Origin of the sequence: Pseudomonas sp. SCA2728.1_7 (assembly GCF_018138145.1) — a bacterium.
Lineage (GTDB): Bacteria > Pseudomonadota > Gammaproteobacteria > Pseudomonadales > Pseudomonadaceae > Aquipseudomonas > Aquipseudomonas koreensis_A.
The window spans coordinates 1,745,208-1,771,103 of the sequence record NZ_CP073104.1 but is presented as its reverse complement, the minus strand read 5'-3'; the positions used below and the strand labels follow the sequence as shown (position 1 = coordinate 1,771,103).

Below are 25,896 nucleotides of genomic sequence, written 5' to 3'. Positions count from 1 at the left end.
TTTTTCCGGGCGCGCCTGAGATGGCGCACCGACTGAAGACATGAGGAAAGCATGAGCAAGCAGATTCTGATTCTCCCAGGTGACGGTATTGGTCCGGAAATCATGGCCGAAGCGGTCAAGGTGCTGGAGCTGGCCAACGACAAATACAGCCTGGGCTTCGAGCTGAGCCATGACGTGATCGGTGGCGCCGCCATCGACAAGCACGGCGTGCCGCTGGCCGACGAAACCCTCGACCGCGCCCGCGCTGCCGATGCTGTGCTGCTGGGCGCTGTGGGCGGTCCGAAATGGGACACCATCGAGCGTGACATCCGCCCTGAGCGCGGCCTGCTGAAAATCCGTGCGCAACTGGGCCTGTTCGGCAACCTGCGTCCGGCGATCCTCTATCCGCAACTGGCTGACGCTTCGAGCCTGAAGCCGGAAATCGTTGCCGGTCTCGACATCCTCATCGTTCGTGAGCTGACCGGCGGCATCTACTTCGGCGCGCCGCGCGGCACCCGCACTTTGGAGAACGGCGAGCGTCAGTCCTACGACACACTGCCGTACAGCGAAAGCGAAATCCGCCGCATCGCCCGTGTCGGTTTCGACATGGCCATGGTTCGCGGCAAGAAGCTCTGCTCGGTGGACAAGGCCAACGTGCTGGCGTCCAGCCAACTGTGGCGTGAAGTGGTCGAGCAAGTGGCCAAGGATTACCCGGAAGTCGAACTGAGCCACATGTACGTCGATAACGCCGCCATGCAACTGGTGCGCGCACCGAAGCAGTTCGACGTGATCGTCACCGACAATATGTTCGGCGACATTCTGTCCGACGAAGCGTCGATGCTCACCGGTTCCATCGGCATGCTGCCGTCGGCCTCGCTGGATTCCAACAACAAGGGCATGTACGAGCCTTGCCACGGTTCCGCTCCGGACATCGCCGGTAAAGGCATTGCCAACCCGTTGGCGACCATTCTGTCGGTGTCGATGATGCTGCGTTACAGCTTCAATCTGCACGACGCGGCCGATGCCATCGAGAAAGCCGTGAGCGTGGTGCTGGATCAAGGCCTGCGCACCGGTGACATCTATTCGGCCGGTTGCAGCAAAGTCGGTACGCAGGAAATGGGCGACGCAGTAGTCGCCGCGCTGCGGAATCTGTAATCTCTCGGGCCCGCTGCGAAATTCAATACAAAGCAGCGGCCCACTTTTCAAGAAGGTGTAGTTGCGATGAAACGTGTAGGTCTGATCGGTTGGCGCGGGATGGTCGGTTCCGTGCTCATGCAGCGGATGCTGGAAGAGCAGGATTTCGATCTAATCGAGCCGGTGTTTTTCACCACGTCCAACGTCGGTGGCCAAGGCCCGTCCGTGGGCAAGGACATTGCTCCGCTCAAGGATGCTTACAGCATTGATGAGCTGAAGACCCTCGACGTGATTCTGACCTGCCAGGGTGGCGACTACACCAGCGAAGTGTTCCCGAAGCTGCGCGAAGCCGGCTGGCAGGGTTACTGGATCGACGCGGCCTCGAGCCTGCGCATGAACGATGACGCGGTGATCATTCTCGATCCGGTCAACCGCAAGGTCATCGACCAGCAACTCGACGCGGGCACCAAGAACTACATCGGCGGCAACTGCACCGTCAGCCTGATGCTGATGGGCCTGGGCGGTCTGTTCGAAGCCGGTCTGGTCGAGTGGATGAGCGCCATGACCTATCAGGCGGCCTCTGGTGCCGGCGCGCAGAACATGCGTGAACTGATCAAGCAAATGGGCGCGACCCACGCCGCTGTTGCCGATCAACTGGCTGATCCGGCCAGCGCGATCCTCGACATCGATCGTCGCGTGGCCGACGCCATGCGCAGCGAAGCGTACCCGACCGAAAACTTCGGCGTACCGCTGGCCGGCAGCCTGATCCCGTGGATCGACAAGGAACTGCCGAACGGCCAGAGCCGTGAAGAGTGGAAAGCTCAGGCCGAGACCAACAAGATCCTCGGCCGCTTCAAGAGCCCGATCCCGGTCGACGGCATCTGCGTGCGCATTGGCGCGATGCGTTGCCACAGCCAGGCGCTGACCATCAAGCTGAACAAAGACGTGCCGATCGCCGATATCGAGGGGCTGATCAGCCAGCACAACCCTTGGGTCAAACTGGTGCCGAACCAGCGCGAAATCAGCATGCAGGAGCTGAGCCCGACCAAGGTCACCGGCACCCTGAACGTTCCGGTGGGTCGTCTGCGCAAGCTGAACATGGGTTCGCAATTCGTCGGTGCCTTTACCGTCGGCGACCAACTGCTGTGGGGCGCGGCCGAACCGCTGCGTCGCATGTTGCGGATTTTGCTTGAGCGTTGATTGCTTGAAGTAATGAAAGAGCCCGTGCCTTGAAAGAGGTGCGGGTTTTTTTATGCCTTGGATTTCTCGGTTGCCTGGTCTGGCCCCTTCGCGAGCAGGCTCGCTCCCACAGGGGGGATGCATTTCAAAGGTGGGAGCGAGCCTGCTCGCGAAGGGGCCGGTCCAGACACCGCAAATGTTGGGCAGAAATTGCCTGTGCGCCAGTCACCCGGTAAAGTGCCGCTCCCCCCGTTTCGCCAGAGGCTCGCACCATGACCCAGACCCTAGATATTGCCGTGATCGGCGCCACCGGTACTGTCGGCGAAACCCTCGTACAGATTCTCGAAGAGCGCAGCTTCCCGGTTGCTAACCTGCACCTGTTGGCGAGCAGCGAATCCGCTGGCAGCTCGGTGCTGTTCCGCAATAAGAACGTGCGCGTTCGCGAAGTCGACGAGTTCGATTTCAGCAAGGTCAAACTGGTGTTCTTCGCCGCCGGCCCGGCCATTACCCTGAGCTACGCCGCCCGTGCCCACGCCGCCGGTTGCTCGCTGATCGACCTGTCCGGCGCCTTGCCGGCCGATCAAGCGCCGCAAGTGGTGCCGGAAGCCAATGCCAAAGTGCTCGCCGCTTTGAAAGCACCGTTCCAGGTCGGCAGTCCAAGCCCGTCGGCCACTTCGCTGGCCGTGGTGCTGGCGCCACTGCTTGACCTGCTTGACCTGCAATATGTCAACGTCACCGCCAATCTGGCCGTGTCCGCCCAAGGCCGTGAAGCCGTGACCGAGCTGGCGCGGCAGACCGCCGAGCTGTTGAACATGCGCCCATTGGAGCCGACTTTCTTCGACCGGCAGATGGCCTTCAACCTGCTGGCCCAGGTCGGCACGCCCGATGCGCAGGGCCATACACTGCTGGAAAAGCGTCTGGTGCGCGAGTTGCGTCAGGTGCTGGCCAAGCCTTTATTAAAGATTTCCGCAACTTGCGTTCAAGCCCCGGTGTTTTTTGGCGATAGCCTTAGCGTGACTTTGCAGTCAACGTCGGCTGTCGACCTGGCAAAAGTCAACGCTGCCCTCGAAGACGCGGCCGGTATCGAGCTGGTTGAGGCCGGTGATTACCCGACCGCAGTCGGTGACGCGGTAGGGCAGGACGTTGTCTATGTCGGTCGCGTGCGCAGCGGTGTCGACGACCCGGCGGAACTAAATCTGTGGCTGACGTCAGATAACGTACGCAAAGGCGCGGCCCTTAACGCTGTGCAGGTGGCTGAATTGTTGATAAAAGACCTGCTGTAAAAGATACTTGGCAACAATTTGTCGACTGATTCTAGGTGAGCGCTATGCTTGCCCAGATTGCTTGATAACGTGTCACCCTCCGGGACATTCCGGGGCATCAAAGAAATGATCGCGCGCGACATCTGTCGTCGTCGCGCGCAATGCCTTACGGCAGCGGTATTCAACATCTTCTCGCTGGCCGAGGAACGTTCAAACAAAGGATGAGGCTATGGTTCAAGTTCGCAAACTGGTGTTAGCAATAGCGGCCGCCTCGGCGCTGTCCTCCGGTATGGCGCATGCCCTCGGGCTCGGGGAGCTGACCCTGAAGTCGACCCTGAACCAGCCGCTGGTGGCTGAAATCGAGCTGCTCGACGTCAAGGATCTCACCGCTGCCGAAGTGGTGCCGAGCCTGGCTTCACCCGAAGATTTTGCCAAGGCCGGCGTCGATCGCCAGGCCTTCCTCAATGATCTGACATTTACCCCGGTACTCAACGCCAGCGGCAAAAGCGTGCTGCGCGTAACCTCGAGCAAGCCGCTGTCGGAGCCGATGGTCAAATTCCTCGTGCAGGTGATGTGGCCGAACGGCCGTCTGCTGCGCGACTACAGTGTGCTGCTCGATCCGTCGAAGTTCTCGCCACAGACCGCTGACGCCGCTGCACAACCAGCGCCGTCGCAGACCATCGCAGCGCCGACCACTGGCGCTACGCATCCGACCCAATACACCACCACGCCGCGCGACACCCTGTGGGAAATCGCCGCGAAGGCGCGTACCGGCGGTTCTGTGCAGCAGACCATGCTGGCCATTCAAGCGCTGAACCCGGATGCGTTCATCGGCGGCAACATCAACCGTCTGAAAACCGGCCAGGTGTTGCGTCTGCCGGATGCGGTGCAAAGCACCGCGCTGCCGCAATCGAAAGCGATTGCTGAAGTCGCGGCGCAGAACGAAGCCTGGCGTCAGGGCCGTCGTTATGTGGCCAAACCAGGCACTGGCCAACAGCAACTCGATGCGACCAACCGTGGTCGTGGCAATACCGGTGCAGCACAGAACGCCCAGGACAATCTGAGTCTGGTTTCCGCCGAAAGCGCCAAGGCGCGCGGCAAAGGCCCGGCGGGTGACGCCAAGGCGCTGAGCAACAAGCTTGCGGTCACTCAGGAAAGCCTCGACACGACCCGTCGTGACAATGAGGAATTGAAAAGCCGCATGTCCGATCTGCAAAGCCAGATGGACAAGCTGCAAAAACTCATCGAGCTGAAAAACAATCAGCTGGCGAAACTGCAGGCTGAAGGGGCGGGCGCAGCGCCGGCCGCCAACGCTGCTGCACCGGCGGTGCCTGCGATCACGGCTGAGCTGGCTGCCACACCGCCGGCCACCCCGGCTGAAGCAGCGCCGACGCCAGAATCGGCCATTGCGCCGCCGGCTGAAACACCAGTCGTCGAGCCAGTGGTCGCACCAAAGCCGCCTGTCGATGAAGAGAAAACCTTCAATGAGCTGCTGACCAATCCGATCCTGCTGGGTCTGATCGGTGGCGGTGCTGTGGTTCTGGCGCTCCTGCTGTTGCTGCTGGCACGTCGCCGCAAGGCCCAGCAGGAAGCCGAGAAACATCTGCGCATGGCCCGCGCTCTGTCGGAAGAACAAGAGTTCTCCGCCGAGCAGGATCTGCCGGAAAGCAGCTTCGAAGGTCTGGAAACCCCGGCGGCCAGCGTCAAGCTCAACACCCCGGCACCTGCTCCGGCAGCCGTAGTGGCTCCGGTAGTCGCGCCGATCGTGATGGCTGAACCGATTGCTGCGCCGCTGGTGGCACCGGCCGCCGAACGTTCCGATGACGTGCTCGACAAGGCGCAGTCGCATATCAATGCCGGTCGTTTGAATCAGGCTGCCGCGCTGCTCGAAGAGGGCGTCAGCCTCGAGCCGCAGCGCAGTGATCTGCGTCTGAAGCTGATGGAAGTCTACGGTCAGCAGGGCGACCGCGATGCCTTCGTCGGTCAGGAGCGTCAGTTGGTCGCCAATGGCGACAACTTCGCCAAGGTCGAAGAGCTGAAAAGCCGCTTCCCGGCCATGGCCGTGGTCGCTGCTTCGGGTCTGGCCGCTGCTGCCGTGGCCGCCGAACTGGACGCGCAATACGTCAAGGATCTGCTGCTGGATGAGCCGGAAGCACCTGCGCCGGCGCCAGCGGAAGACGATCTGGACAGCGCGTTTGACCTGAGCCTGGACGATCTCGACAACATCACCCCGGTAGAGCCTGCGCCGGTGGTTGAACCTGAAGCGCCGGTCGAGCTGGACGAGTTTCCAGCGGACGACGACCTGAGCTTTGAATCGGTGCTGCAGCAGCAGACCGAGATCAAAGAAAACCTGGACGACCTGTCGGACTTCGACCTGGATATGGATCTGGGGGCCGAGCCGGCGCCTGCGGTTGATCTGGCGGACGATGACTTCCTGCTGGATCTGGACGAAGGCGTGAAAGATCTGTCGCCAGTAGAACCGCCGGTGGTAGCTGACGTGCCACAGGATGATCTGGAACTGCCGGCCGATTTCGATCTGTCGCTGGCCGATGAAATGGACAGCAACCCAGCGGCCGAGCCTGATACGTTCGCTGCCGAACTGGACGACGTCAATGCCGAGCTGGATCGTCTGTCGCAGAGCATTGCCGAGCCGACTTTCACCGAAGCTGACGCGGCAAGCGGTGGTGATCTGGGTGAAGACGATTTCGACTTCCTCGCAGGCACTGATGAAGCCGCGACCAAGCTCGATCTCGCCCAGGCCTACATCGACATGGGCGACAGCGACGGCGCGCGCGACATCCTCAACGAAGTGTTGACCGAGGGTGACGAGAAGCAACGTGGCGAGGCCAAGGACATGCTTTCGAGCCTGTAGTAAATCTGCGGTAAACAAAACGGCAGCCCATTGAGGCTGCCGTTTTTGTTTGGGCGGGATTCAGTGGTGGCTGAAGGATTGCTATCGCGAGCAGGCTCACTCCTACATTTGGAATGCGTTCCCCTGTAGGAGTGAGCCTGCTCGCGATAGGGCCAGAACTGCCAATAGAGAGTTCTGGCATCCCTGAACCACAGCCTTATAATGCCCGCCTTTGCACAAACAGCAGGCTGTCCCACCTTGGCAAACATAGATAACCCGGTCGCCGAAATGGCCCCCGACGGCTTTTACCGCGTCGCGCTGGGCGTTGAGTACAAAGGCTCGCGCTACAGCGGCTGGCAGCGTCAGTTGACGGGTGTGGCGACGGTGCAGGAAGAGCTCGAAAAAGCCCTGTCGAAAGTCGCCAACTCGCCGGTTTCGCTACAGTGCGCCGGGCGCACCGACGCCGGCGTGCATGCCTGCGGACAAGTGGTGCATTTCGATACCACCGTCGATCGTTCGCTGAAAGCCTGGGTCATGGGCGCCAACATCAATCTGCCCCATGACATCAGCGTCAGTTGGGCGCGGGTGATGCCAGCGCATTTTCACGCGCGGTTCAAAGCCATCGCGCGGCGTTATCGCTATGTGATCTACAACGATCAGATCCGCCCGGCGCATCTCAACGAAGAGATCACCTGGAACCACCGTCCGCTGGACGTCGAGCGCATGGCTGAGGCCGCGCGGTACCTGATCGGCACCCACGATTTCAGTGCCTTCCGCGCCGGCCAGTGCCAGGCCAAGTCGCCGATCAAGAAGATGCATCACCTGCGCGTGACCCGCCACGGCAAGATGATCGTGCTCGACATCCGCGCCAATGCGTTTCTGCATCATATGGTGCGCAACATCGCCGGTGTGTTGATGACCATAGGTGCCGGCGAGCGTCCGGTGGAATGGATGAAGGAAGTGCTGGAAAGCCGCGAGCGCCGTTCCGGTGGCGTTACGGCGCATCCGTACGGTCTGTATCTGGTGCAGGTCGAGTACCACGACGAATTCCCGTTGCCCGAGCGTTTTATCGGGCCACATTTCCTTACGGGTTTCTCCGAACTTGACGGCTGACGCCCTCGAACGCTTTTGTTACCATCCGGGACTTTCCCGGTTTTTACCTCGGAGTTTTTCTCGACATGTCAGCCGTTCGCAGCAAGATCTGCGGGATTACCCGCATAGAAGATGCGCTGGCCGCCGTTGAGGCCGGAGCGGATGCGATCGGGTTCGTGTTCTACGCCAAGAGTCCACGCGCTGTCACCGTGCAGCAGGCGCGGGCGATTATTCAGGCATTGCCGCCGTTCGTGACCACCGTGGGCCTGTTCGTCAACGCCAGTCGCTGCGAGTTGGGGGAAATCCTCGATGCCGTGCCGCTGGATCTGTTGCAGTTCCATGGCGATGAAGTCGCTGAAGACTGCGAAGGCTGGCATCGTCCGTATATCAAGGCGCTGCGGGTCAAGGCCGGTGATGACATTGCGGCGGCGGTCGATGCCTATCCGAGCGCCAGTGGTGTGCTGCTCGACACCTACGTTGAGGGCGTGCCCGGTGGAACCGGTGAGGCGTTTGACTGGTCATTGATTCCGCAAGGTTTGAGCAAACCGTTGATTCTGGCCGGTGGTTTGACCCCGGAGAACGTAGCAGACGCCGTGGCTCGGGTGAAACCGTACGCGGTGGATGTCAGCGGTGGGGTAGAGGCGAGCAAGGGCATCAAGGATCACGCAAAGATTCACGCGTTCATCAACGCGGTACGCAAAGCGCCATATTGATGTGACGGCTGGCAGTCTGCCGCCGTCCATCAATGCACTTGCACAAAGCAGGCGCGGCTGAGGGTTTCTGGATCGCACGCAGGTCATGTTTCGCGCTGATCGTGGCAGTCCGGCAACCATCGCCACACACATGAATTTAGCTGAAGGGCATACGCGGGGCTGCGAACCAGAGCGTTCGGGCCGCCGGTACTGGAGAAAGAAAGCATGAGCAACTGGTTAGTAGACAAACTGATCCCTTCGATCATGCGTTCCGAGGTCAAGAAGAGCTCGGTCCCTGAAGGTCTGTGGCACAAATGCCCGTCTTGCGAGGCGGTGTTGTATCGTCCAGAGCTGGAAAAGACCCTGGACGTTTGCCCTAAATGCAACCACCACATGCGCATCGGCGCACGTGCGCGCATCGACATCTTCCTCGATGCCGAAGGTCGCAACGAACTGGGCGCCGATCTGGAGCCGGTTGACCGTCTGAAATTCCGCGACGGCAAGAAGTACAAGGATCGCCTGACCGCTGCACAGAAACAGACCGGCGAAAAAGATGCGCTGATCTCCGTCAGCGGCACCTTGCTGGGCATGCCCGTAGTGGTTTCGGCCTTTGAGTTCGCCTTCATGGGCGGTTCGATGGGCGCCATCGTCGGTGAGCGCTTCGTGCGCGCCGCCAACTACGCGCTGGAAAATCGCTGCCCGATGATCTGCTTCGCCGCCTCCGGTGGTGCGCGCATGCAGGAGGCGCTGATCTCGCTGATGCAGATGGCCAAGACTTCTGCCGTGCTGGCGCGTCTGCGTGAAGAAGGCATTCCATTCATCTCCGTACTGACCGACCCGGTCTACGGCGGTGTTTCGGCGAGTCTGGCGATGCTTGGCGACGTGATCGTTGGTGAGCCGAAAGCCCTGATCGGCTTCGCTGGCCCGCGCGTTATCGAGCAAACCGTGCGTGAAAAACTGCCGGAAGGCTTCCAGCGCAGTGAATTCCTGCTGGAACACGGCGCGATCGACATGATCATCCACCGTCAGGAACTGCGCCCGCGTCTGGGTAACCTGCTGGCACAGATGACTGGTAAGCCGACGCCGAAATTCGTAGCCGCGCCAATCGAGCCGATCGTGGTTCCACCGGTCCCTGCTGGCCTATGACCGAGCGCACCCTTGGCGAATGGCTCGCCTACCTTGAGCAGTTGCATCCGTCGGCCATCGACATGGGTCTGGAGCGTTCGCAACAGGTAGCGTCCCGCATGGGGCTGGGCCAGCCGGCGCCTCGGGTGATCACGGTCACCGGCACCAACGGCAAGGGTTCGACCTGCGCTTTCGTGGCTTCATTGCTGCGCGCGCAGGGCCTGAGCGTTGGTGTCTACAATTCTCCGCACCTGCTGCGTTACAACGAGCGGGTGCAGCTCAATGGCGTCGAAGCCACTGACGCACAGCTGTGCGAAGCCTTTGCAGCAGTCGAGGCCGGGCGCGGCGACACTTCCCTGACTTACTTCGAAATGGGCACTCTCGCGGCGTTCTGGCTGTTTCAACAGGCCGGGCTTGATGCGGTGGTGCTGGAAGTCGGGCTGGGCGGGCGTCTGGACACGGTCAACGTGGTCGATGCCGATATCGCGCTGGTCACCAGTATTGGCGTCGATCACGCCGATTATCTGGGCGACACCCGCGAATCCGTGGCTTTCGAGAAAGCCGGAATTTTCCGTCAGGGCAAACCTGCCTTGTGCGGCGATCTGAATCCTCCGCAACCGTTGCTCGACAAGGCGCGAGAACTGGCCTGTCCGTTCTTCCTGCGCGGGCGCGACTTCGATCTCGGCATCACTGATCAGCACTGGCAATGGCGTGGCACCGATGCGCGCGGTCAGGCTGTTGAGCTGCGTGACTTGCCGCTGCTCGATCTGCCGATGGAAAACGCCGCGCTGGCGTTGCAGGCGTATCTGCTGCTCGGTTTGCCGTGGAATGCCCAGCAGATCGTCGCTGCGTTGCAGGCCACTCGCGTGGTCGGTCGTCTGGATCGTCGCTCCTTCGAGTGGAACGGCAAGCGCCTGAATCTGTTGCTGGATGTGGGGCATAACCCGCATGCCGCCGAGTATCTGGCCCGCCGTCTGGCCTCGCGACCACCGGTCGGCAAGCGCCTGGCAGTGTTTGGTTTGCTGGCGGACAAGGATCTGGATGGTGTTGTCAGCGAATTGAATGCTAGTGTCGAGCATTGGGCGGTGGCGCCGCTGGATTCGCCGCGCGCACGTCCAGTGGCTGAATTAAACGCTGCCTTGCAGAACCTTGGCGCTGCGGTCACGTCTTACGACAGTGTCGCCGCCGCCCTGGAGGGGCAGTGCGCGGTGGCTACAAGCGACGACGAGATTCTGTTGTTCGGATCATTTTATTGTGTCGCCGAGGCCCTTGAATGGCTGGCCCGGCGCTCCACGGAGGAAGCGGCAAATGGCTTTGCTGGATAAAGCGTACAAGCAGCGCATGGTTGGCGCTCTGGTGCTGGTTGCGCTGGCGGTGATCTTCCTGCCGATGCTGTTTTCCCGTCAGGACGAGCAGCGTCAGGTAACTGTCGAAGCGCCGGCCGCTCCGCAAGCGCCTGTCGTGCCGCAAGTGCAAATGGAAACGGTGGCTGTTCCCGAGCCGCAAGCCTTGCCGCAAGAACCTGTGCCGACGGATGAAGAAGTCGCAGAAGAAACTGCGCCTGCTGCACCCGTTGCTCCGGCACCGGCACCGGCGGCGCCCATTATGATCACCAAGCCTGTTGCGCCGCCCGCGGTGGCCAAGCCGATTCCGGCACCTGCTCAGCCGATCACTGCGTCCTCGACCAAGCCAGACACCACGCAAAGCCGCGTCGATGCCAACGGTCTGTCGGTGAGCTGGTCGGTGCAACTGGCCAGTCTGTCGAGCCGCGCCAGCGCCGAGAGTCTGCAGAAAACCCTGCGCAGCCAAGGCTATAACGCCTATATCCGTTCGGCCGATGGCAAGAATCGGGTGTTTGTCGGTCCGCTGATCGAGCGTGCCGAAGCCGATCGTCTGCGTGATCTGTTGGGTCGTCAGCAGAACCTCAAGGGTTTTGTTGTGCGCTTCCAGCCTGAGCGCGGCTAAAAACTATCGCGCCGATTGAAATGCACTGACAATCGCAGCTTACCGAGAGGCATGCGCTCTGCTAAAATGCGCCGCCTTATCCGTCTGTAGGCTGCACTGTGCCATTTACCTGGGTTGACTGGGCGATCGTTGCAATCATCGCCATCTCCGCTTTGATCAGTTTGAGCCGCGGCTTCGTCAAGGAAGCATTATCGCTGGTGACCTGGATCATCGCAGGAGTCGTCGCCTGGATGTTCGGTGGCTCATTGTCCGAGTACCTCGCCGGATACATCGAAACCCCATCGGCTCGCGTGATCGCGGGCTGTGCCATCATGTTTGTCGCCACACTGATCGTGGGCGCAATGATCAATTATCTTATCGGCGAGTTGGTTCGCGTCACCGGGTTGTCCGGGACCGATCGATTCCTCGGCATGGCCTTCGGCGCAGCGCGTGGCGTGTTGCTGGTGGTCGTGGCGGTCGGGCTGTTGAGCCTGGGGCCGGTACAGCAGGACGGGTGGTGGAAAGAATCACAGCTCGTACCAAAATTTCTATTGGTCGCTGATTGGTCCAAAAACCTGATTCTCGGGTGGAGCAGTCAGTGGCTTGCCAGCGGAATCAGCGTACCCGCTGATATTCCGTTCAAGGAGCAACTCTTGCCGTCGGCGAAAACGCCTCAGTGAGTGTTGTTCAGTTCAGATCCATTAAGTAGGGGTTGCGTCGCATGTGTGGCATCGTCGGTATCGTCGGTAAGTCGAACGTCAATCAGGCGCTGTATGACGCGCTAACCGTGCTCCAGCACCGCGGCCAGGACGCTGCCGGTATCGTCACCAGCCATGATGGCCGGTTGTTCCTGCGCAAGGACAATGGCCTGGTGCGTGACGTGTTTCAGCAGCGTCACATGCAGCGTCTGGTCGGCCACATGGGTATCGGCCACGTCCGTTATCCGACCGCGGGCAGCTCGACTTCGGCCGAAGCCCAGCCGTTTTACGTCAACTCGCCTTACGGCATCACCCTGGCGCACAACGGTAACCTGACCAACGTTGAACAGTTGGCCAAAGAGATCTACGAATCCGATCTGCGTCACGTCAACACCAGTTCCGATTCGGAAGTGCTGCTCAACGTGTTCGCCCACGAGCTGGCCCAGCGCGGCAAGCTGCAGCCGACGGAAGAAGACGTGTTTGCCGCCGTGACCGACGTGCACAACCGTTGTGTCGGTGGTTACGCCGTTGTGGCGATGGTGACCGGTTACGGCATCGTCGGTTTCCGTGACCCGCACGGCATCCGTCCGATCGTGTTCGGCCAGCGTCACACCGACGAAGGCGTCGAGTACATGATCGCCTCGGAAAGCGTTTCGCTGGACGTGCTCGGTTTCACCCTGATTCGCGACCTGGCCCCGGGCGAAGCGGTCTACATCACTGAAGACGGCAAGCTGCACACCCGTCAGTGCGCGACCAACCCGTCTCTGACCCCGTGCATTTTCGAACACGTCTACCTGGCGCGTCCGGATTCGATCATCGACGGCGTGTCGGTCTACAAGGCCCGTCTGCGCATGGGTGAGAAACTCGCCGAGAAGATCCTGCGCGAGCGTCCAGAGCACGACATTGACGTGGTTATCCCGATTCCGGACACCAGCCGCACTGCGGCACTGGAGCTGGCCAACCACTTGGGCGTGAAATTCCGCGAAGGTTTCGTCAAGAACCGTTACATCGGTCGTACCTTCATCATGCCTGGCCAGGCCGCGCGCAAGAAATCGGTACGCCAGAAGCTCAACGCCATCGAGCTGGAATTCCGCGGCAAGAACGTGATGCTGGTCGACGACTCGATCGTGCGCGGCACCACCTGCAAGCAGATCATCCAGATGGCCCGTGAAGCCGGCGCGAAAAACGTCTACTTCTGCTCGGCTGCTCCGGCGGTTCGCTTCCCGAACGTCTACGGCATCGATATGCCGAGCGCGCACGAACTGATCGCACACAACCGTTCGACTCAGGACGTGGCGGATCTGATCGGCGCTGACTGGCTGATCTATCAGGACTTGCCTGACTTGATCGAAGCGGTCGGTGGCGGCAAGATCAAGATCGAGAACTTCGATTGTGCGGTGTTCGACGGCAAGTACGTCACCGGCGACGTCGACGAGGCGTACCTGAACAAGATCGAACAGGCGCGTAACGACTCCTCGAAGATCAAGACCCAAGCGGTCAGTGCGATCATCGATCTGTACAACAACTGAGTTATCACCGGCCCTGAGGGGCCGGTTTTGTATCTGACTTTCAATTTTCGCGAACAGGGCAAGGAGTGACAGCATGAGTCAGGAATGGGATGCCGGTCGGCTGGACAGCGACCTCGAAGGCGTAGCGTTCGACACCCTGGCCGTACGTGCCGGTCAGCACCGTACGCCGGAAGGCGAACACGGTGATCCGATGTTCTTCACTTCCAGCTACGTGTTCCGCACCGCTGCCGACGCGGCCGCGCGGTTTGCTGGCGAAGTGCCGGGCAACGTTTACTCGCGTTACACCAACCCGACCGTGCGCGCGTTCGAAGAGCGCATTGCCGCGCTGGAAAGCGCCGAGCAAGCCGTTGCCACCGCAACCGGCATGGCGGCGATCATGGCGGTGGTGATGAGCCTGTGCAGTGCTGGCGATCACGTGCTGGTTTCGCGCAGCGTATTCGGTTCGACCATCAGCCTGTTCGAGAAGTACTTCAAGCGTTTCGGTGTGGAAGTCGATTACGTGCCCTTGGCTGACCTGTCGGCCTGGGATGCAGCGATCAAGACGAACACCAAATTGCTCTTTGTCGAATCGCCATCCAACCCTCTGGCTGAACTGGTCGATATCGCCGCACTGGCGGAAATCGCTCACGCCAAAGGCGCGATGCTGGTAGTCGACAACTGCTTCTGCACCCCGGCGTTGCAACAGCCGCTGAAAATGGGTGCCGACATCGTCGTGCATTCGGCGACCAAGTTCATCGACGGCCAGGGGCGTTGCATGGGCGGTGTGGTAGCCGGTCGCAGCGAGCAGATGAAAGAAATCGTCGGCTTCCTGCGCACCGCCGGGCCGACCCTGAGCCCGTTCAATGCGTGGATCTTCCTCAAAGGCCTGGAAACTCTGAACCTGCGGATGAAGGCGCACTGCGCGAATGCCCAGGAGCTGGCCGAATGGCTGGAGCAGCAGGACGGTATCGAGAAAGTCCATTACGCCGGTCTCAAGAGCCATCCGCAGCACGAACTGGCCCAACGTCAGCAGAAGGGCTTCGGCGCGGTAGTGAGTTTCGAGGTCAAGGGCGGCAAAGAGGGCGCGTGGCGCTTCATCGATGCCACTCGCCTGATTTCGATCACCGCTAACCTCGGTGACAGCAAAACCACGATCACCCATCCGAGCACCACTTCCCATGGCCGTCTGGCGCCGCAGGAGCGTGAGGCAGCGGGTATTCGCGACAGCCTGATCCGCATCGCCGTCGGTCTGGAGGACGTTGCTGACCTGCAAGCCGACCTGGCGCGCGGTCTGGCAGCGCTGTGATCGAGTTGTCCACTCCGAAAGCCGGTACCCATGGCCGCGTTGCGCTGGTCACGGGTGCCGCGCGCGGTATCGGTCTGGGGATCGCGGCGTGGCTGATCAGCGAAGGCTGGCAAGTGGTGCTGACCGATCTGGATCGTGCGCGCGGTTCGAAAGTGGCGAAGGTACTGGGCGAAAACGCCTGGTTCATCGCCATGGATGTTGCCGATGAGGGCCAGGTAGCGCTCGGTGTTGCTGAAGTGCTGGGGCAGTTTGGTCGCCTCGATGCGCTGGTGTGCAACGCGGCGGTCGCCGATCCGCACAACATCACTCTGGAAAGCCTCGATCTGGCGTACTGGAATCGTGTGCTGGCGGTAAACCTCAGTGGGCCGATGCTGTTGGCCAAACACTGTGCGCCGTACCTGCGCGCGCATAACGGGTCGATCGTCAATCTGGCCTCGACCCGTGCACGGCAGTCGGAGGCGGACTCCGAGGCGTATGCGGCGAGCAAGGGCGGCTTGTTGGCGCTGACGCATGCGCTGGCAATCAGTCTGGGGCCGGAGATTCGCGTCAATGCAGTCAGCCCGGGCTGGATCGATGCGCGGGATCCTTCTGCGCGTCGAGCCGAGCCACTGGCTGACGCCGATCATGCTCAGCATCCTGCGGGCAGGGTAGGGACGGTGGAAGACGTGGCAGCGATGGTCGCCTGGTTGCTGTCGAGGAATGCCGGGTTTGTCACCGGGCAGGAATTCGTCGTCGACGGCGGCATGACGAAAAAGATGATCTATAGCGAGTAGATCGCCTTTTTCTGTGAGTTTGCGTTGAATGAACTGACGCTTTCGCGAGCAGGCTCGCTCCCACATTTGGAATGCATACCCCTTGTGGGAGCGAGCTTGCTCGCGAAGGCGGTCTTGCAGGATGGAAACAATTTCGTCTTTTTTAGAAAAACTTCAATCCTGCTATTGACTTAGGTTCGCTACCTGCGTAAATTTCGCGGCCTCGGAGATGCAAACGGGTGATTAGCTCAGCTGGGAGAGCGTCTGCCTTACAAGCAGAATGTCGGCGGTTCGATCCCGTCATCACCCACCACTCCCCGAGAAACTTGCGTAAGCAAGAGCGTAGGCTGAAAGTGCCTGCACCGACGCGCAGCGGTAGTTCAGTCGGTTAGAATACCGGCCTGTCACGCCGGGGGTCGCGGGTTCGAGTCCCGTCCGCTGCGCCATATTTCACGAATCAGGCTTGTCTGGTTCGCGATTGCAAAGCACCGAAGCTTGCAGTCAAAACGAGTTACTTGAGCGCAAGCTCAAAGCGATACGCAGCGGTAGTTCAGTCGGTTAGAATACCGGCCTGTCACGCCGGGGGTCGCGGGTTCGAGTCCCGTCCGCTGCGCCATATCTGCTTCAAGGACCACTGAACGCCTTGAAGCACCGAAAGCAGCCAATGGCTGATTCGGAATCGATAGCAAAGACCCTGGTCGAAAGACCGGGGTTTTTTGTGTCTGAAATTTGGCTATCCACCTCTTTTTCTCCTGCCTAAATCCTGAATCCAATACAAATCCCTGTAGGAGTGAGCCTGCTCGCGAAAGCGGTGTGTCAGCTAATAATGTGCTGGCTGACACTACGCCTTCGCGAGCAGGCTCGCTCCCACAGGGGGATATCTATTGGTTTGGTAATCTGCTGCGGTCTCACGTCGCATTGATTTTTTGATTCTTTAGTCAAATTTTTGTAACTGGTTGTTTGCTGCGAGCGCAGAAACCTTTAAAGTTAACCTTTCGGTCAGCTTTGCACTGTCAACACGCCCTTTGTTTAGCCAAAGAGGGCTTCTGCAAGACTCGAGATTCCCCAGTAGATAACCAGAAGGGCGGACACATAACCGCCCAGAGGATGATCCATGTCCAACCGTGATATATCCCGGCGCTCGTTCCTCCAGGGCGGGCTGGTGGCGGGTGTGAGCGTCACGCTCACGCCGCTCAGCAGTCAGGCGCTGGCTGCCTTGATGGAAAACACTGTCACCGTGCCGTCCGAGAAGTGGCTCGGCAGCAACGGCAAGGCGCGTCAGCGTAACGACGCACTGTCCAAGGTCTGCGGCAGCAAAGTCTTCGCCCGCGACATCCGCTCCAAGGACATGCCGGGCTGGCCCGAGCAGCAAGGCCACGCCATGCTGCTGAAAACCATCAAGGCTGACCGCATCTACGCCGGTTACGACCTGTCGTGGCTCGGCGCCGATTTGCAGCCGGACCGCATCGTCACCGCCGCTGACCTGGACAAGGACGGCATCGTCTTCCCGGAGGAGCACGCGCCTGATCCGCTGCTGCCAGAAGGCAAGGTGCCGATGTTCATCGGTCACCCGGTGGCGATCCTGATCTGGAATGACTTCGAGCGTTTCCGTCAGGCCAAGAACAAACTCAAATTCAATGACAAAGCGATTCGTTACGGTGCACAAGTGCCGTTCTACGAAGGCGATCCCTACGGTAGCTTCCGCTACGTACGTGTGGGCGGCGCGACTTCGGCCGACGAAGACGAATTCGCCAGCCTGAAGGATTCGATCCTCTTTCCGATGCTGAAAAACCGTCGTCCGGTATGGAATTCCCAGCCGAATCTGCACGGTAATCTCACCGAGCGCGGCCTGTTCTACGCCGACCGCATGAAGAAAGAGATCGATACGCCGCCGGACAACTGGCTGGTGTTCGACGAGCGCTACAAAACCCCGTCGATCGAACCGGCCGCCATGGAACCGGATAACGGCAACGGCTGGTACGACCCGAAAACCAAAACCCTGCACTTCGTGGTGGCTACCCAGTGCCCGCTGGAAGCTGCGACCGAGACCGCGAAAATGATCGCGCCGTCGCGCTTCGGCCTCGACAATCTGAACATGCACCCGGGTTACACCGTCGGTTACGGTTCCAAAGATCACAACATCTTCGTTTACTACGCAGCCCTGGCCGCGTTGTACGGCGCCGGTGTGCCAGTGCGCTTGGCCAACGACCGCTATGAGCAGTTTCAGAGCGGCATCAAGCGTCACCCGTTCGACATCCGCTACCAATTGGCCGTGGACAAGAACGACTACAGCTTCAAGATTTTCCGCTCTGAAATGAGCGTCGACGGTGGTGGCCGCATCAACTACAGCCCATCGGTAGCCGCGGTTGGCGCCACGGCCGCGCAGTCGATCTACTACATGCCGCAGAACGATCTGCAAGTCACCGCCTACCACTCGCGTGGTGTTGAGGCCGGTTCGATGCGCGGTTACGGCACCCTGCAAAGCATGGCGGCGACCGAGATGATGGTCGACGAAATCGCCAACCGTCTCGGTGTCGATGCGATTGACCTGCGTCGCAAGAACGCCCTGCGTTCCGGCATGAAAAACACTCAGGGCGCGATCCCGGCCGGTGCCTTGCGCCTGCACGAAATCCTCGACAAGGCCTCGGTGCACGAGGTCTGGAAAAACCGCGACGCGATCAAGAAACAGCGCGAAGCCGCCGACCCGGACAACTGGTACGGCGTTGGTTTTGCCATTTGCCAGAAAGACTTCGGCACCGGTTCCGAAGCGCCAATGGCCAGCATTGAGTTTACCGCCGACGGTCGCATCACCTTGCGCCACATCGGCATTGAAATCGGCACCGGCATGTCCACCTCGCAAGCCCTGGTCGTGGCCGATTTCCTCGGCAGCCCGGCGCACGAAGTGAAGACCGGCGAAACCGAATGGAAGGAAATGCAGCTGATCACCAGCGGCAACCCTTACATCATGAGCCAGGCCGAACAGGACAACCTGCTGCGCAACCCGCGCTGGGTCGGCAAACTGGCTTCGGCTTCTTCCGCGACCAACTCGGCTTACTACTTCAGTCACGCTACCCGTGAAGCAGCGCGCGTGCTGTTCAACAACGGTTTGTGGCCGGCGGCCATGGAAATCTGGCGTCAGGGTCCTTACGGCGGTCAAGCCAACCCTTACGTGGTGCGTCGCGAAGATGCGCACTGGGTCGACGGCAAGCTCACCGCCAACGGCATGCAGCCGTTGAGCTTCGAAGAGCTGGCCAAACACGCTCACGAGCGTGGCCTGGTCACCGGCGCCACCGTTCACGCGTTCAACCGCTGGAGCTGGGCCGAGGCCGAATACAGCATCGACGGTGTGCGCGAACGTCTGCCGCTGGATGGTCTGGCAGTGAAGTACGGTGATGGCGCACCGAAAGCGAAGAAAGCGCTGATGAACACGGCGGGTTTCCACCTGTTGGACCGCCAGAACATCAATTATCCGGTTGTGCAGTTGAACAACGCTGCCGTGACTTACTACAGCCCGGTCGCGACGCTGGTCGAACTGAAGGTCAACAAGGGTTCTGCTGAAGTCGAAGTGCTCAACCACCATTCGTGGGTTGAGTGCGGTCGTGTGTTGGTTGAAGAATTGGTCAAAGGCCAGCTCGAAGGCGGTATCGCCATGGGCATCGGTCACGCCTTGATGGAAGAGATGCCGCTGTACGAAGGTGGACCGGGGGAGGGTGACTGGAACTTCAACCGTTACCGTCTGCCGATGGCGCGTCACGTTGCCGTGTGGAAGCAGACGTCGGAGATTCTCCCGGCGCTGTCGCCGAGCGACCCGTCGAAAGGCATCGCCGAAGTGGTGATGATCCCGATTGTCGGTGCCATCGGTAACGCTGTGGCCCACGCCATCGGTAAACGTGTTCGCGATCTGCCAATCACTGCTGCGCGCATCAAGGAGGCCCTCAATGGCTAACCGTCCGCTTCAACTGACCCTCAATGGTCAATCCGTCGGCCCGGTGGACATCCCTGATGACCTGCCGATGATCGACTACCTGCACGAATATAAAAACCTCACCGGCTCGCGTCTGGGCTGCGGCCAGGGCATCTGCCACGCCTGTGTGGTGATCGTCGACAACCCGGACGGCACCAGCGAAGAAGTGCGCACCTGCATCACCGGCGCGCATTACTTCGAAGGCAAGAAAGTCCGCACCATCGAAGCTCACGCCAAGCGCGACGAATCGGGACAGGTCACCGAGCTGAATCCGATCCAGCAGCGCTTCGTCGATGAGTTCGCGTTCCAGTGCAGCTACTGCGCGCCGGGCTTCGTCAATGCTGCGACCGTGCTGGTTGAAAAGCTGCAGCGCCAGCCGATCGTGCAGAGCAAGCTCGAACAAGTCATCGAGGACAGCCTCGGCCATCACGTCTGCCGTTGCACCGGGTACGTGCGTTATTACAACGCCACCCGCAACGTGCTGACCGATCTCGGCCTGGTCAAGGAGGGTTAAGCATGAAGCTTTTTCTGACCCGCCTGACCCTGGCGGTCGGCCTCGCTGCGCCGGTGTTGTTTGCCCACGCCGATGATCAGGTCAAGCGCGGCGAGTATCTCGCTCGCGCCGCTGACTGCATGGCTTGCCACACTGCACCGGGCGGCGCGCCGTTTGCCGGCGGCCTGCCGATCGTCTCGCCGTTCGGCACGATCTATGGCACCAACATCACCCCGAGCAAAGAGCACGGCATCGGTCTGTACAACGATGACGAGTTCTTCGCCGCGCTGACCGAAGGCAAGCGTCGTGACGAGGCGAACCTGTATCCGGCGATGCCTTACACCTCGTATCACCTGATGCCGCGTGAAGATTCGGATGCGATCCATGCCTACCTGAAAACCATCGAACCGATCGAGCGCCCAGCCCCGGTTACCAGCCTGAGCTTCCCGTTCAACGTGCGTCCGGGCCTGATCGGCTGGAACATGATGTACGGCAAAGCGCTGAAGCTGGAGCCAGCCGAAGGCAAAAGCGAAGCCTGGAAACGCGGCCAGTACATGGTCGAAGTCCTCGGTCACTGCGGTGAGTGCCACACGCCACGCGGCCTGCCGGGTGCGATGCAGCTGGACAAGCGTCTGACTGGCGGCATCCTCAATGGTTATCTGGCACCGAGCCTGCTGGCTACCGATCTGGCCGCTCGCGGCTGGAACGAGCAGGATCTGGCCACGTTCCTCAAGCACGGCATGAGCGCGCAGGGGACGATGTTCAACGAAATGTTCCCGGTGTTTCACAACAGCACGCAAGGCCTGAACGATACCGATCTGGCAGCGATGGCGACGTTCCTGCTCGGCGACAAACCGCCAGCCGCCAAAGCCCTCGTCGAAGTGCCAGTAGAAAAACTCAGCGCCAGCGCCCAGCGCGGACAGCAGGAGTACCTGAACGTCTGCGCCGGCTGTCACGCGGTCGGTGGCGAAGGCAAGCCGCACATCGCGGTGGCCATGCGCGGCAACACCACGTTGCGCCTCGAAGATCCACGCAATCTGTTGCGGGTGATCGAGGATGGTATTGGCGAACAGAAGTTCTCCGGGTTCGAGCACATGCAACCAATGCCGGGTTTCGCTGACAAGCTCAGTCCTGAACAGCTGACCGATCTGCTCAACTACCTGCGTCAAGGTTGGGGTGGTCAGTCCGCTGAACTGGCGGTGAGCGACGTGCAGAAACTGCAAGCCGACGCACCGTCCATCGAGCACAAGGCGCACTGACATGCAGCATCTCGATCTACAAGTGGTGCGGCGAGCGCTGGAGTGGTCGGTGGCGGGGCAGCGCATCTGGCTTTGCACCGTGCTGACCACTTACGGCTCGGCACCGCGTGCGCCGGGTTCGCTGCTGGCGGTGAACGATTGCGGACAGTGGATCGGCTCGCTGTCCGGCGGTTGCGTCGAGGAAGATTTCCTTGAGCGCGTCGCCGAAGGTGCGTTTATCGATGCGGTCAACGTCGTGCGTTACGGCGAAGGCGATGATCCGCGTTCGCGGGTGAGCCTGCCCTGTGGCGGCATTCTCGATGTGCTGGTTGAGAAATTTGACGCTGACTGTGAAGTACAGGCGCATTTGCGTGAATTGGAGTCGGCGCTGCTCGGTCAGCGGCGCTTGATTCGCGAGGTTGATCTGGCCAGCGGTGCGCGCAGTCTGTTCGCTGATCGCGAGCAGGGTGCGCGGATCGAGCGTGAGATTGATCGTGTGCGCATTCGTGTCGGCGCGGCCCAGCGCTTGTTGCTCGCCGGGTATTCCAGTGTGGCGCAGGCGTGTGCCGAGTTTGCTGTCGGCCTCGGCTTTGAAGTGATTCTCTGTGATCCGCGCGATGAAGTGCTGGAAGGCGTGGCGCTGGATGGCGTGGAAATTCGTCGGCAATTGCCATCGGTGTTTATTGCCGACGGTGGCTGTCATCGTGATACGGCGGTCGTGGCGCTAACCCACGATCCACGTATCGACGACCTGGCGATGATGGAAGCGGTGCGCACTGAAGCCTTTTACATTGGCGTGATGGGTTCGCAGCAGACGTCGCAAAAGCGCTTCGAGCGGTTACGTCGGATTGGCGGCTTGGGCGAGGCTGAGCTGGCGCGCATTCATGCCCCGATCGGTCTGAACCTCGGCAGCAAGACGCCGGCGGAAATTGCCTTGGCAGTGTTGGCAGATATCTTGCGCATCCGCAGCGGGATTGCTCGGGATCAGCTCTGAAACCGTTCAGTGTTGAATAAAAAGGGGCCGCTATTCAGCGGCCCTTTTTTACATCCCGAATTTATCGCGTAGCCCGTAATACCACGCACCCAGTGCGGCAAACGGTGTGCGCAACAGTTGCCCGCCGGGAAACGGGTAGTGCGGCAAGTCGGCAAACGCATCGAAGCGCTCAGCCTGGCCGCGTAAAGCCTCAGCCAATACTTTGCCCGCCAGGTGCGTGTAGGTCACGCCGTGGCCGCTGCAACCCTGCGAGTAGTAGATGTTGTCGCCCAAACGGCCGACTTGCGGCAAACGCGACAGGGTCAGCAGGAAATTTCCTGTCCAGGCGTAGTCAATCTTCACATCCTTGAGTTGCGGGAAAGCCTTGAGCATCTTCGGGCGAATGATCGCTTCGATGTTCGCCGGATCGCGCGCGCCATACACCACGCCACCGCCGAAGATCAGGCGTTTGTCGCCGGTCAGGCGGTAGTAGTCGAGCAAGTAATTGCAGTCTTCAACGCAATAATCCTGTGGCAGCAAGGCTTTCGCCAGCTCATCGCCCAGCGGTTCGGTGGTGATCACTTGCGTGCCGCATGGCATCGATTTGGCCGCCAGTTCAGGTACCAGGTTGCCGAGATAGGCATTGCCGGCGACGATGATGAACTTGGCCCTGACCTTGCCTTGCGGCGTATGCACCACCGGATTGGCGCCGCGTTCGATGCGCACGGCAGGCGATTGCTCATAGATGATGCCGCCGAGGGACTCGACCGCCGCCGCTTCGCCGAGCGCGAGGTTCAGCGGATGAATATGCCCGCCGCTCATGTCGAGCATGCCGCCGACGTACTGATCGCAGGCAACCACTTCGCGAATACGACGTTGATCGAGCAATTCCAGCTGCGTATGACCGAAGCGCTCCCAGAGGCGCTTCTGCGATTCGAGGTGGCCCATCTGCTTGCCTGTCAATGCGGCGAGCACGCCGCCATCCTTCAGGTCGCACTGGATGTTGTACTTGGCCACACGCTCGCGAATGATCCGGCCACCCTCGAACGCCATATGTCCGAGTAGTTGCGCTTGCTTGGGACCGACACTGCGTTCGATCACGTCAATGTCACGGCTATAACTGTTAACGATCTGCCCGCCATTACGCCCGGAGGCGCCGAAACCGACCTTGGCCGCTTCCAGCACGGTGACGCGAAAACCGTTTTCCAGCAGAAACAGGGCAGAAGACAATCCGGTATACCCGGCGCCGATCACACAGACGTCCGTCTCCACATCATCCTGCAAGGCAGGGCGGGGCGGTACAGCGTTGGCCGACGCAGCGTAATAAGACTCTGGGTAAGGGGTGTTCGCCATCCTGCAGCCTCTGTTTAATATATTTTACGAGTGCGCCGATCCTACCCGAGTTGAAAAACCTCCGCCAGCCACCGGAAAATCTTCCTCAGCGACCCGAAATTAAATATTTTGCATATTCATAGGGTTAGGTGAAAAAAAGGTGTTGACACCCCTCCGGAATTCCGTAGAATGCCGCCTCACAGCAGGCACGTAGCTCAGTTGGTTAGAGCACCACCTTGACATGGTGGGGGTCGTTGGTTCGAGTCCAATCGCGCCTACCAAACAAAATCCGCTCTGCTGGGCGGTCTAGAAGGGCTCACCGAAAGGTGGGCCCTTTTTTGTTGTCTGCTATTTGCAAAACCCTCATCAGAGCGTCAACTCGACTTCGCGTTTAGTTCTCAGGGCATTCGAAATTCCATGCGAGGCCTGTTGATCCACTGCGAGTCGTGCTTCACCGTTTAGCAGTCCTTGCTGAATGGCGTGCGCAAGTCTTCGTCGTGCCTCCCACCTATGATCGAATTTCTGCGTCGTCGGGGCAGGCAGTTGGCTGACTATTCACCGTTCGTCGCCAGCGCCCTTTGAAAAAGTGTGGATATTGAACAGGTTACGACTGTTACTAACCAACCGGTTATCAAAAAAATGTTGTTACTGATCGTGGGATTAAGTAACATTCGCCCCGCGTTCACCACCACGGTTTATGCATTTTTAAATCCCAAGCTTCCATCAGCTGCTTGGGATTTTTTTTGCCTGCGATTTGCCTCAACTGGCTGAAATTTCTCCTTTCGATCTCTCCTGAAAGCCTGGCGACACCCCGCAGGCAAATCCTTGTTTTTTCAACTACTACTGACTGGCCGATTTTCAACTCTTTCTGATGAGGGTGTATCGATGCTGGTTCATTGGTTTCTTGCAGCTGTTCATCTGCTGGCATTTGCCTTGGGTTTTTGGGCGGTGCTGACGCGTGGGACGGCGTTCAGTCGCCTGGCGGCCGGGACGGGGGAGGCCGGGCGGGTTCTGCTGGCTGACAATTTCTGGGGGATTTGCGCGCTGATCTTGTTGATCACAGGCGGGATGCGTGCCTTTGGCGGTTACGAAAAAGGCACTGACTATTATCTTCATCAGCCGCTGTTTCACCTGAAGATGACGCTGTTCGTGCTGATTCTGTTGATGGAGTTTGCGCCGATGATCACGCTGATCAAATGGCGGATCGCCAAGGCGCGGGGGGCGGTGCTCGATACCGGGAGAGCAAAGATGTTTGCACGCATCAGTCACGTCGAAGCGCTGCTACTGGTGCTGATGATGGTTGCAGCCACAGGCATGGCACGTGGTGTGACGTTCGGGTAGGAAGGCCAATTCCCTTCGCTCTATCGGAAATGTCCGACAGCCAGCCTTGAGAATGCTCGGTAGTATCGATCAGCAGAAAGGGCGGGAAGGTAACGCGGAAGGATCATGTGTCAGGCGCCGTACCCAGCGAGGTGGGAGCGGATGGCAAAACGGCGCGTGAATCTCTAGCCAGTCATTCCACAAGGTAAAACGGACTGGCTACTGACTGCGAGGCGGCTCAGGGAGTTTGTGGCTTGTCCGGGGCGGTCAGGCCAGCCTGAATGCGCTGGTAAATCTCTTCACGGTGCACGGCAACGTTTTTCGGAGCGTTGATACCAATGCGGACCTGTTGGCCGCTTACGCCCAGAATGGTGATAGTGATGTCATCACCGATGTTTATGCTTTCACCGACTTTGCGGGTGAGTATCAGCATGGTCTTCTCCTTGATTGCTTTGTAGGGCACCTGATTCAGACAGTGCAGAGGTCGGTGGTACGTATAGATTAGTGCGAAGTCTCACGGTTTGGGTGCCTCTTTCTGACGCGCAGATGCGGCATTAATTCCCAGGGCGTAACTATACAGAGGCTGCAGGCATCAATCTCGTTGTTTTGTGCCCATTTTGCGGGGCTCGCGAAGTATTTATGAATGATAAGATCGCGGCTTTGAGAATTTCGAGGAAAGCGTTGTGCGCAAATTGGTTTGGGTAGTCGCGGCACTGGTATTGGCAGGGTGTGGTGAAGGCAAGAATGCAGACGCACCAAAACCACAGTCGGCAGCAGTGACGGCGCCGGCGGCGGCCGCTGCACCACAATGGGATCTCGAAGTGCGCGGTGAAACGCCACAGGCTGTCAGCGACCTGAGTGGCTGGCTCATCGAGCACGCCTTCGTGCCTACGGTGATCAAGGACAGCAGCGGCAAAACGCGAATTCTGATTGGCCCGTTCAACTCCCAGGCTGAAGCGGAAGCTCGCAAGGTTCAAGTGGATGCTGCGCTGGTGAAGGCCAAGAAACAAAACGTTGAATCGGTGTTGGTCGAGCATCCGCTCACGCCGTAAAC

21 protein-coding genes and 4 tRNA genes are annotated in these 25,896 nt (G+C 59.9%); 23 read left to right on the top strand and 2 right to left on the bottom strand.

Annotated features, from left to right (window positions below):
* Nucleotides 1-51: 51 nt before the first annotated feature.
* The 20 genes from leuB to KBP52_RS07820 all read left to right on the top strand — a co-directional run bounded on the left by leuB (nucleotide 52) and on the right by KBP52_RS07820 (nucleotide 22,211).
* Nucleotides 52-1,134, top strand: a complete 1,083-nt coding sequence (gene leuB / locus KBP52_RS07915; RefSeq protein WP_038363640.1) for a 3-isopropylmalate dehydrogenase — start codon at nucleotides 52-54, stop codon at nucleotides 1,132-1,134.
* A gap of 66 nt (nucleotides 1,135-1,200) precedes the next feature.
* Nucleotides 1,201-2,313: an aspartate-semialdehyde dehydrogenase gene (asd, locus tag KBP52_RS07910; protein WP_007913448.1), complete on the top strand. Its 1,113-nt coding sequence runs from the start codon at nucleotides 1,201-1,203 to the stop codon at nucleotides 2,311-2,313.
* 251 nt (nucleotides 2,314-2,564) lie between these two features.
* Nucleotides 2,565-3,575 (top strand): aspartate-semialdehyde dehydrogenase, encoded by a 1,011-nt coding sequence (locus KBP52_RS07905; RefSeq protein WP_212622556.1) that lies wholly within the window; start codon nucleotides 2,565-2,567, stop codon nucleotides 3,573-3,575.
* Between the two features lie 208 nt (nucleotides 3,576-3,783).
* Nucleotides 3,784-6,426, top strand: coding sequence for a FimV family protein (locus tag KBP52_RS07900; RefSeq protein WP_212622555.1), 2,643 nt, complete (start codon nucleotides 3,784-3,786; stop codon nucleotides 6,424-6,426).
* 267 nt (nucleotides 6,427-6,693) lie between these two features.
* Nucleotides 6,694-7,518: a tRNA pseudouridine(38-40) synthase TruA gene (gene truA / locus KBP52_RS07895; protein WP_212623115.1), complete on the top strand. Its 825-nt coding sequence runs from the start codon at nucleotides 6,694-6,696 to the stop codon at nucleotides 7,516-7,518.
* A 65-nt stretch (nucleotides 7,519-7,583) separates the two neighbouring features.
* On the top strand, nucleotides 7,584-8,210 hold the full coding sequence (locus KBP52_RS07890) for a phosphoribosylanthranilate isomerase (protein WP_212622554.1): 627 nt from the start codon (nucleotides 7,584-7,586) through the stop codon (nucleotides 8,208-8,210).
* Nucleotides 8,211-8,414: 204 nt separating this feature from the next.
* A complete protein-coding gene (accD, locus tag KBP52_RS07885) occupies nucleotides 8,415-9,335 on the top strand; it encodes an acetyl-CoA carboxylase, carboxyltransferase subunit beta (RefSeq protein ID WP_007913458.1) in 921 nt (306 codons plus the stop codon).
* Complete coding sequence (gene folC / locus KBP52_RS07880) at nucleotides 9,332-10,639, top strand: bifunctional tetrahydrofolate synthase/dihydrofolate synthase (protein ID WP_212622553.1); 1,308 nt, start codon at nucleotides 9,332-9,334, stop codon at nucleotides 10,637-10,639. The genes accD and folC overlap by 4 nt, the downstream gene beginning before the upstream one ends.
* Entirely contained in the window at nucleotides 10,623-11,279 is a 657-nt protein-coding gene (locus tag KBP52_RS07875) for an SPOR domain-containing protein (RefSeq protein ID WP_212622552.1), read from the top strand. Before folC ends, KBP52_RS07875 begins: the two co-directional genes overlap by 17 nt.
* Before the next feature lie 98 nt (nucleotides 11,280-11,377).
* A complete protein-coding gene (locus tag KBP52_RS07870; RefSeq protein ID WP_007913461.1) occupies nucleotides 11,378-11,938 on the top strand; it encodes a CvpA family protein in 561 nt (186 codons plus the stop codon).
* Nucleotides 11,939-11,979: 41 nt separating this feature from the next.
* Complete coding sequence (purF, locus tag KBP52_RS07865; protein ID WP_007913462.1) at nucleotides 11,980-13,485, top strand: amidophosphoribosyltransferase; 1,506 nt, start codon at nucleotides 11,980-11,982, stop codon at nucleotides 13,483-13,485.
* Between the two features lie 73 nt (nucleotides 13,486-13,558).
* A complete protein-coding gene (locus KBP52_RS07860) occupies nucleotides 13,559-14,770 on the top strand; it encodes an O-succinylhomoserine sulfhydrylase (protein ID WP_077571930.1) in 1,212 nt (403 codons plus the stop codon).
* A complete protein-coding gene (locus tag KBP52_RS07855; RefSeq protein ID WP_077571931.1) occupies nucleotides 14,767-15,543 on the top strand; it encodes an SDR family oxidoreductase in 777 nt (258 codons plus the stop codon). The genes KBP52_RS07860 and KBP52_RS07855 overlap by 4 nt, the downstream gene beginning before the upstream one ends.
* Nucleotides 15,544-15,759: 216 nt before the next feature.
* A tRNA-Val gene (locus KBP52_RS07850) sits at nucleotides 15,760-15,835 on the top strand.
* A 56-nt stretch (nucleotides 15,836-15,891) separates the two neighbouring features.
* Nucleotides 15,892-15,968, top strand: a tRNA-Asp gene (locus tag KBP52_RS07845).
* Nucleotides 15,969-16,061: 93 nt separating this feature from the next.
* Nucleotides 16,062-16,138, top strand: a tRNA-Asp gene (locus KBP52_RS07840).
* A 498-nt stretch (nucleotides 16,139-16,636) separates the two neighbouring features.
* The gene (locus KBP52_RS07835) at nucleotides 16,637-19,468 is read left to right on the top strand and encodes a xanthine dehydrogenase family protein molybdopterin-binding subunit (RefSeq protein WP_212622551.1); all 2,832 of its coding nucleotides are present in this window, start codon (nucleotides 16,637-16,639) and stop codon (nucleotides 19,466-19,468) included.
* Entirely contained in the window at nucleotides 19,461-20,000 is a 540-nt protein-coding gene (locus KBP52_RS07830) for a (2Fe-2S)-binding protein (protein WP_212622550.1), read from the top strand. Before KBP52_RS07835 ends, KBP52_RS07830 begins: the two co-directional genes overlap by 8 nt.
* A gap of 2 nt (nucleotides 20,001-20,002) precedes the next feature.
* Complete coding sequence (locus KBP52_RS07825) at nucleotides 20,003-21,238, top strand: cytochrome c (protein WP_212622549.1); 1,236 nt, start codon at nucleotides 20,003-20,005, stop codon at nucleotides 21,236-21,238.
* 1 nt (nucleotide 21,239) lies between these two features.
* Nucleotides 21,240-22,211 carry an XdhC family protein gene (locus tag KBP52_RS07820; protein ID WP_212622548.1) on the top strand — a complete coding sequence of 324 codons (972 nt, stop codon included), beginning with the start codon at nucleotides 21,240-21,242 and terminating at the stop codon, nucleotides 22,209-22,211.
* Between the two features lie 48 nt (nucleotides 22,212-22,259).
* Here KBP52_RS07820 and KBP52_RS07815 read toward each other — a convergent pair whose 3' ends face one another.
* Complete coding sequence (locus KBP52_RS07815; RefSeq protein ID WP_212622547.1) at nucleotides 22,260-23,543, bottom strand: FAD-binding oxidoreductase; 1,284 nt, start codon at nucleotides 23,541-23,543, stop codon at nucleotides 22,260-22,262.
* A 183-nt stretch (nucleotides 23,544-23,726) separates the two neighbouring features.
* Between KBP52_RS07815 and KBP52_RS07810 the strand changes: the two genes are divergently transcribed.
* Both KBP52_RS07810 and KBP52_RS07805 read left to right on the top strand, forming a co-directional pair.
* Nucleotides 23,727-23,803 (top strand) — tRNA-Val (locus KBP52_RS07810).
* Between the two features lie 604 nt (nucleotides 23,804-24,407).
* Complete coding sequence (locus KBP52_RS07805; protein WP_212622546.1) at nucleotides 24,408-24,863, top strand: DUF2214 family protein; 456 nt, start codon at nucleotides 24,408-24,410, stop codon at nucleotides 24,861-24,863.
* Between the two features lie 217 nt (nucleotides 24,864-25,080).
* On the opposite strand, the gene csrA is transcribed toward KBP52_RS07805, so the two are convergent.
* Complete coding sequence (gene csrA / locus KBP52_RS07800; protein ID WP_003179932.1) at nucleotides 25,081-25,275, bottom strand: carbon storage regulator CsrA; 195 nt, start codon at nucleotides 25,273-25,275, stop codon at nucleotides 25,081-25,083.
* 250 nt (nucleotides 25,276-25,525) lie between these two features.
* Between csrA and KBP52_RS07795 the strand changes: the two genes are divergently transcribed.
* Nucleotides 25,526-25,894 carry an SPOR domain-containing protein gene (locus KBP52_RS07795; RefSeq protein ID WP_116031044.1) on the top strand — a complete coding sequence of 123 codons (369 nt, stop codon included), beginning with the start codon at nucleotides 25,526-25,528 and terminating at the stop codon, nucleotides 25,892-25,894.
* Nucleotides 25,895-25,896 lie beyond the last annotated feature (2 nt).

Coding starts and splice junctions, on each gene's coding strand:
- KBP52_RS07890 (WP_212622554.1), top strand. CDS start 7,584: ATGTCAGCCGTTCGCAGCAAGATCTGCGGGATTACCCGCATAGAAGAT.
- leuB (WP_038363640.1), top strand. CDS start 52: ATGAGCAAGCAGATTCTGATTCTCCCAGGTGACGGTATTGGTCCGGAA.
- accD (WP_007913458.1), top strand. CDS start 8,415: ATGAGCAACTGGTTAGTAGACAAACTGATCCCTTCGATCATGCGTTCC.
- KBP52_RS07875 (WP_212622552.1), top strand. CDS start 10,623: ATGGCTTTGCTGGATAAAGCGTACAAGCAGCGCATGGTTGGCGCTCTG.
- asd (WP_007913448.1), top strand. CDS start 1,201: ATGAAACGTGTAGGTCTGATCGGTTGGCGCGGGATGGTCGGTTCCGTG.
- truA (WP_212623115.1), top strand. CDS start 6,694: ATGGCCCCCGACGGCTTTTACCGCGTCGCGCTGGGCGTTGAGTACAAA.
- KBP52_RS07900 (WP_212622555.1), top strand. CDS start 3,784: ATGGTTCAAGTTCGCAAACTGGTGTTAGCAATAGCGGCCGCCTCGGCG.
- KBP52_RS07835 (WP_212622551.1), top strand. CDS start 16,637: ATGTCCAACCGTGATATATCCCGGCGCTCGTTCCTCCAGGGCGGGCTG.
- KBP52_RS07825 (WP_212622549.1), top strand. CDS start 20,003: ATGAAGCTTTTTCTGACCCGCCTGACCCTGGCGGTCGGCCTCGCTGCG.
- KBP52_RS07820 (WP_212622548.1), top strand. CDS start 21,240: ATGCAGCATCTCGATCTACAAGTGGTGCGGCGAGCGCTGGAGTGGTCG.
- purF (WP_007913462.1), top strand. CDS start 11,980: ATGTGTGGCATCGTCGGTATCGTCGGTAAGTCGAACGTCAATCAGGCG.
- csrA (WP_003179932.1), bottom strand. CDS start 25,275: ATGCTGATACTCACCCGCAAAGTCGGTGAAAGCATAAACATCGGTGAT.
- KBP52_RS07805 (WP_212622546.1), top strand. CDS start 24,408: ATGCTGGTTCATTGGTTTCTTGCAGCTGTTCATCTGCTGGCATTTGCC.
- KBP52_RS07815 (WP_212622547.1), bottom strand. CDS start 23,543: ATGGCGAACACCCCTTACCCAGAGTCTTATTACGCTGCGTCGGCCAAC.
- KBP52_RS07830 (WP_212622550.1), top strand. CDS start 19,461: ATGGCTAACCGTCCGCTTCAACTGACCCTCAATGGTCAATCCGTCGGC.
- folC (WP_212622553.1), top strand. CDS start 9,332: ATGACCGAGCGCACCCTTGGCGAATGGCTCGCCTACCTTGAGCAGTTG.
- KBP52_RS07860 (WP_077571930.1), top strand. CDS start 13,559: ATGAGTCAGGAATGGGATGCCGGTCGGCTGGACAGCGACCTCGAAGGC.
- KBP52_RS07905 (WP_212622556.1), top strand. CDS start 2,565: ATGACCCAGACCCTAGATATTGCCGTGATCGGCGCCACCGGTACTGTC.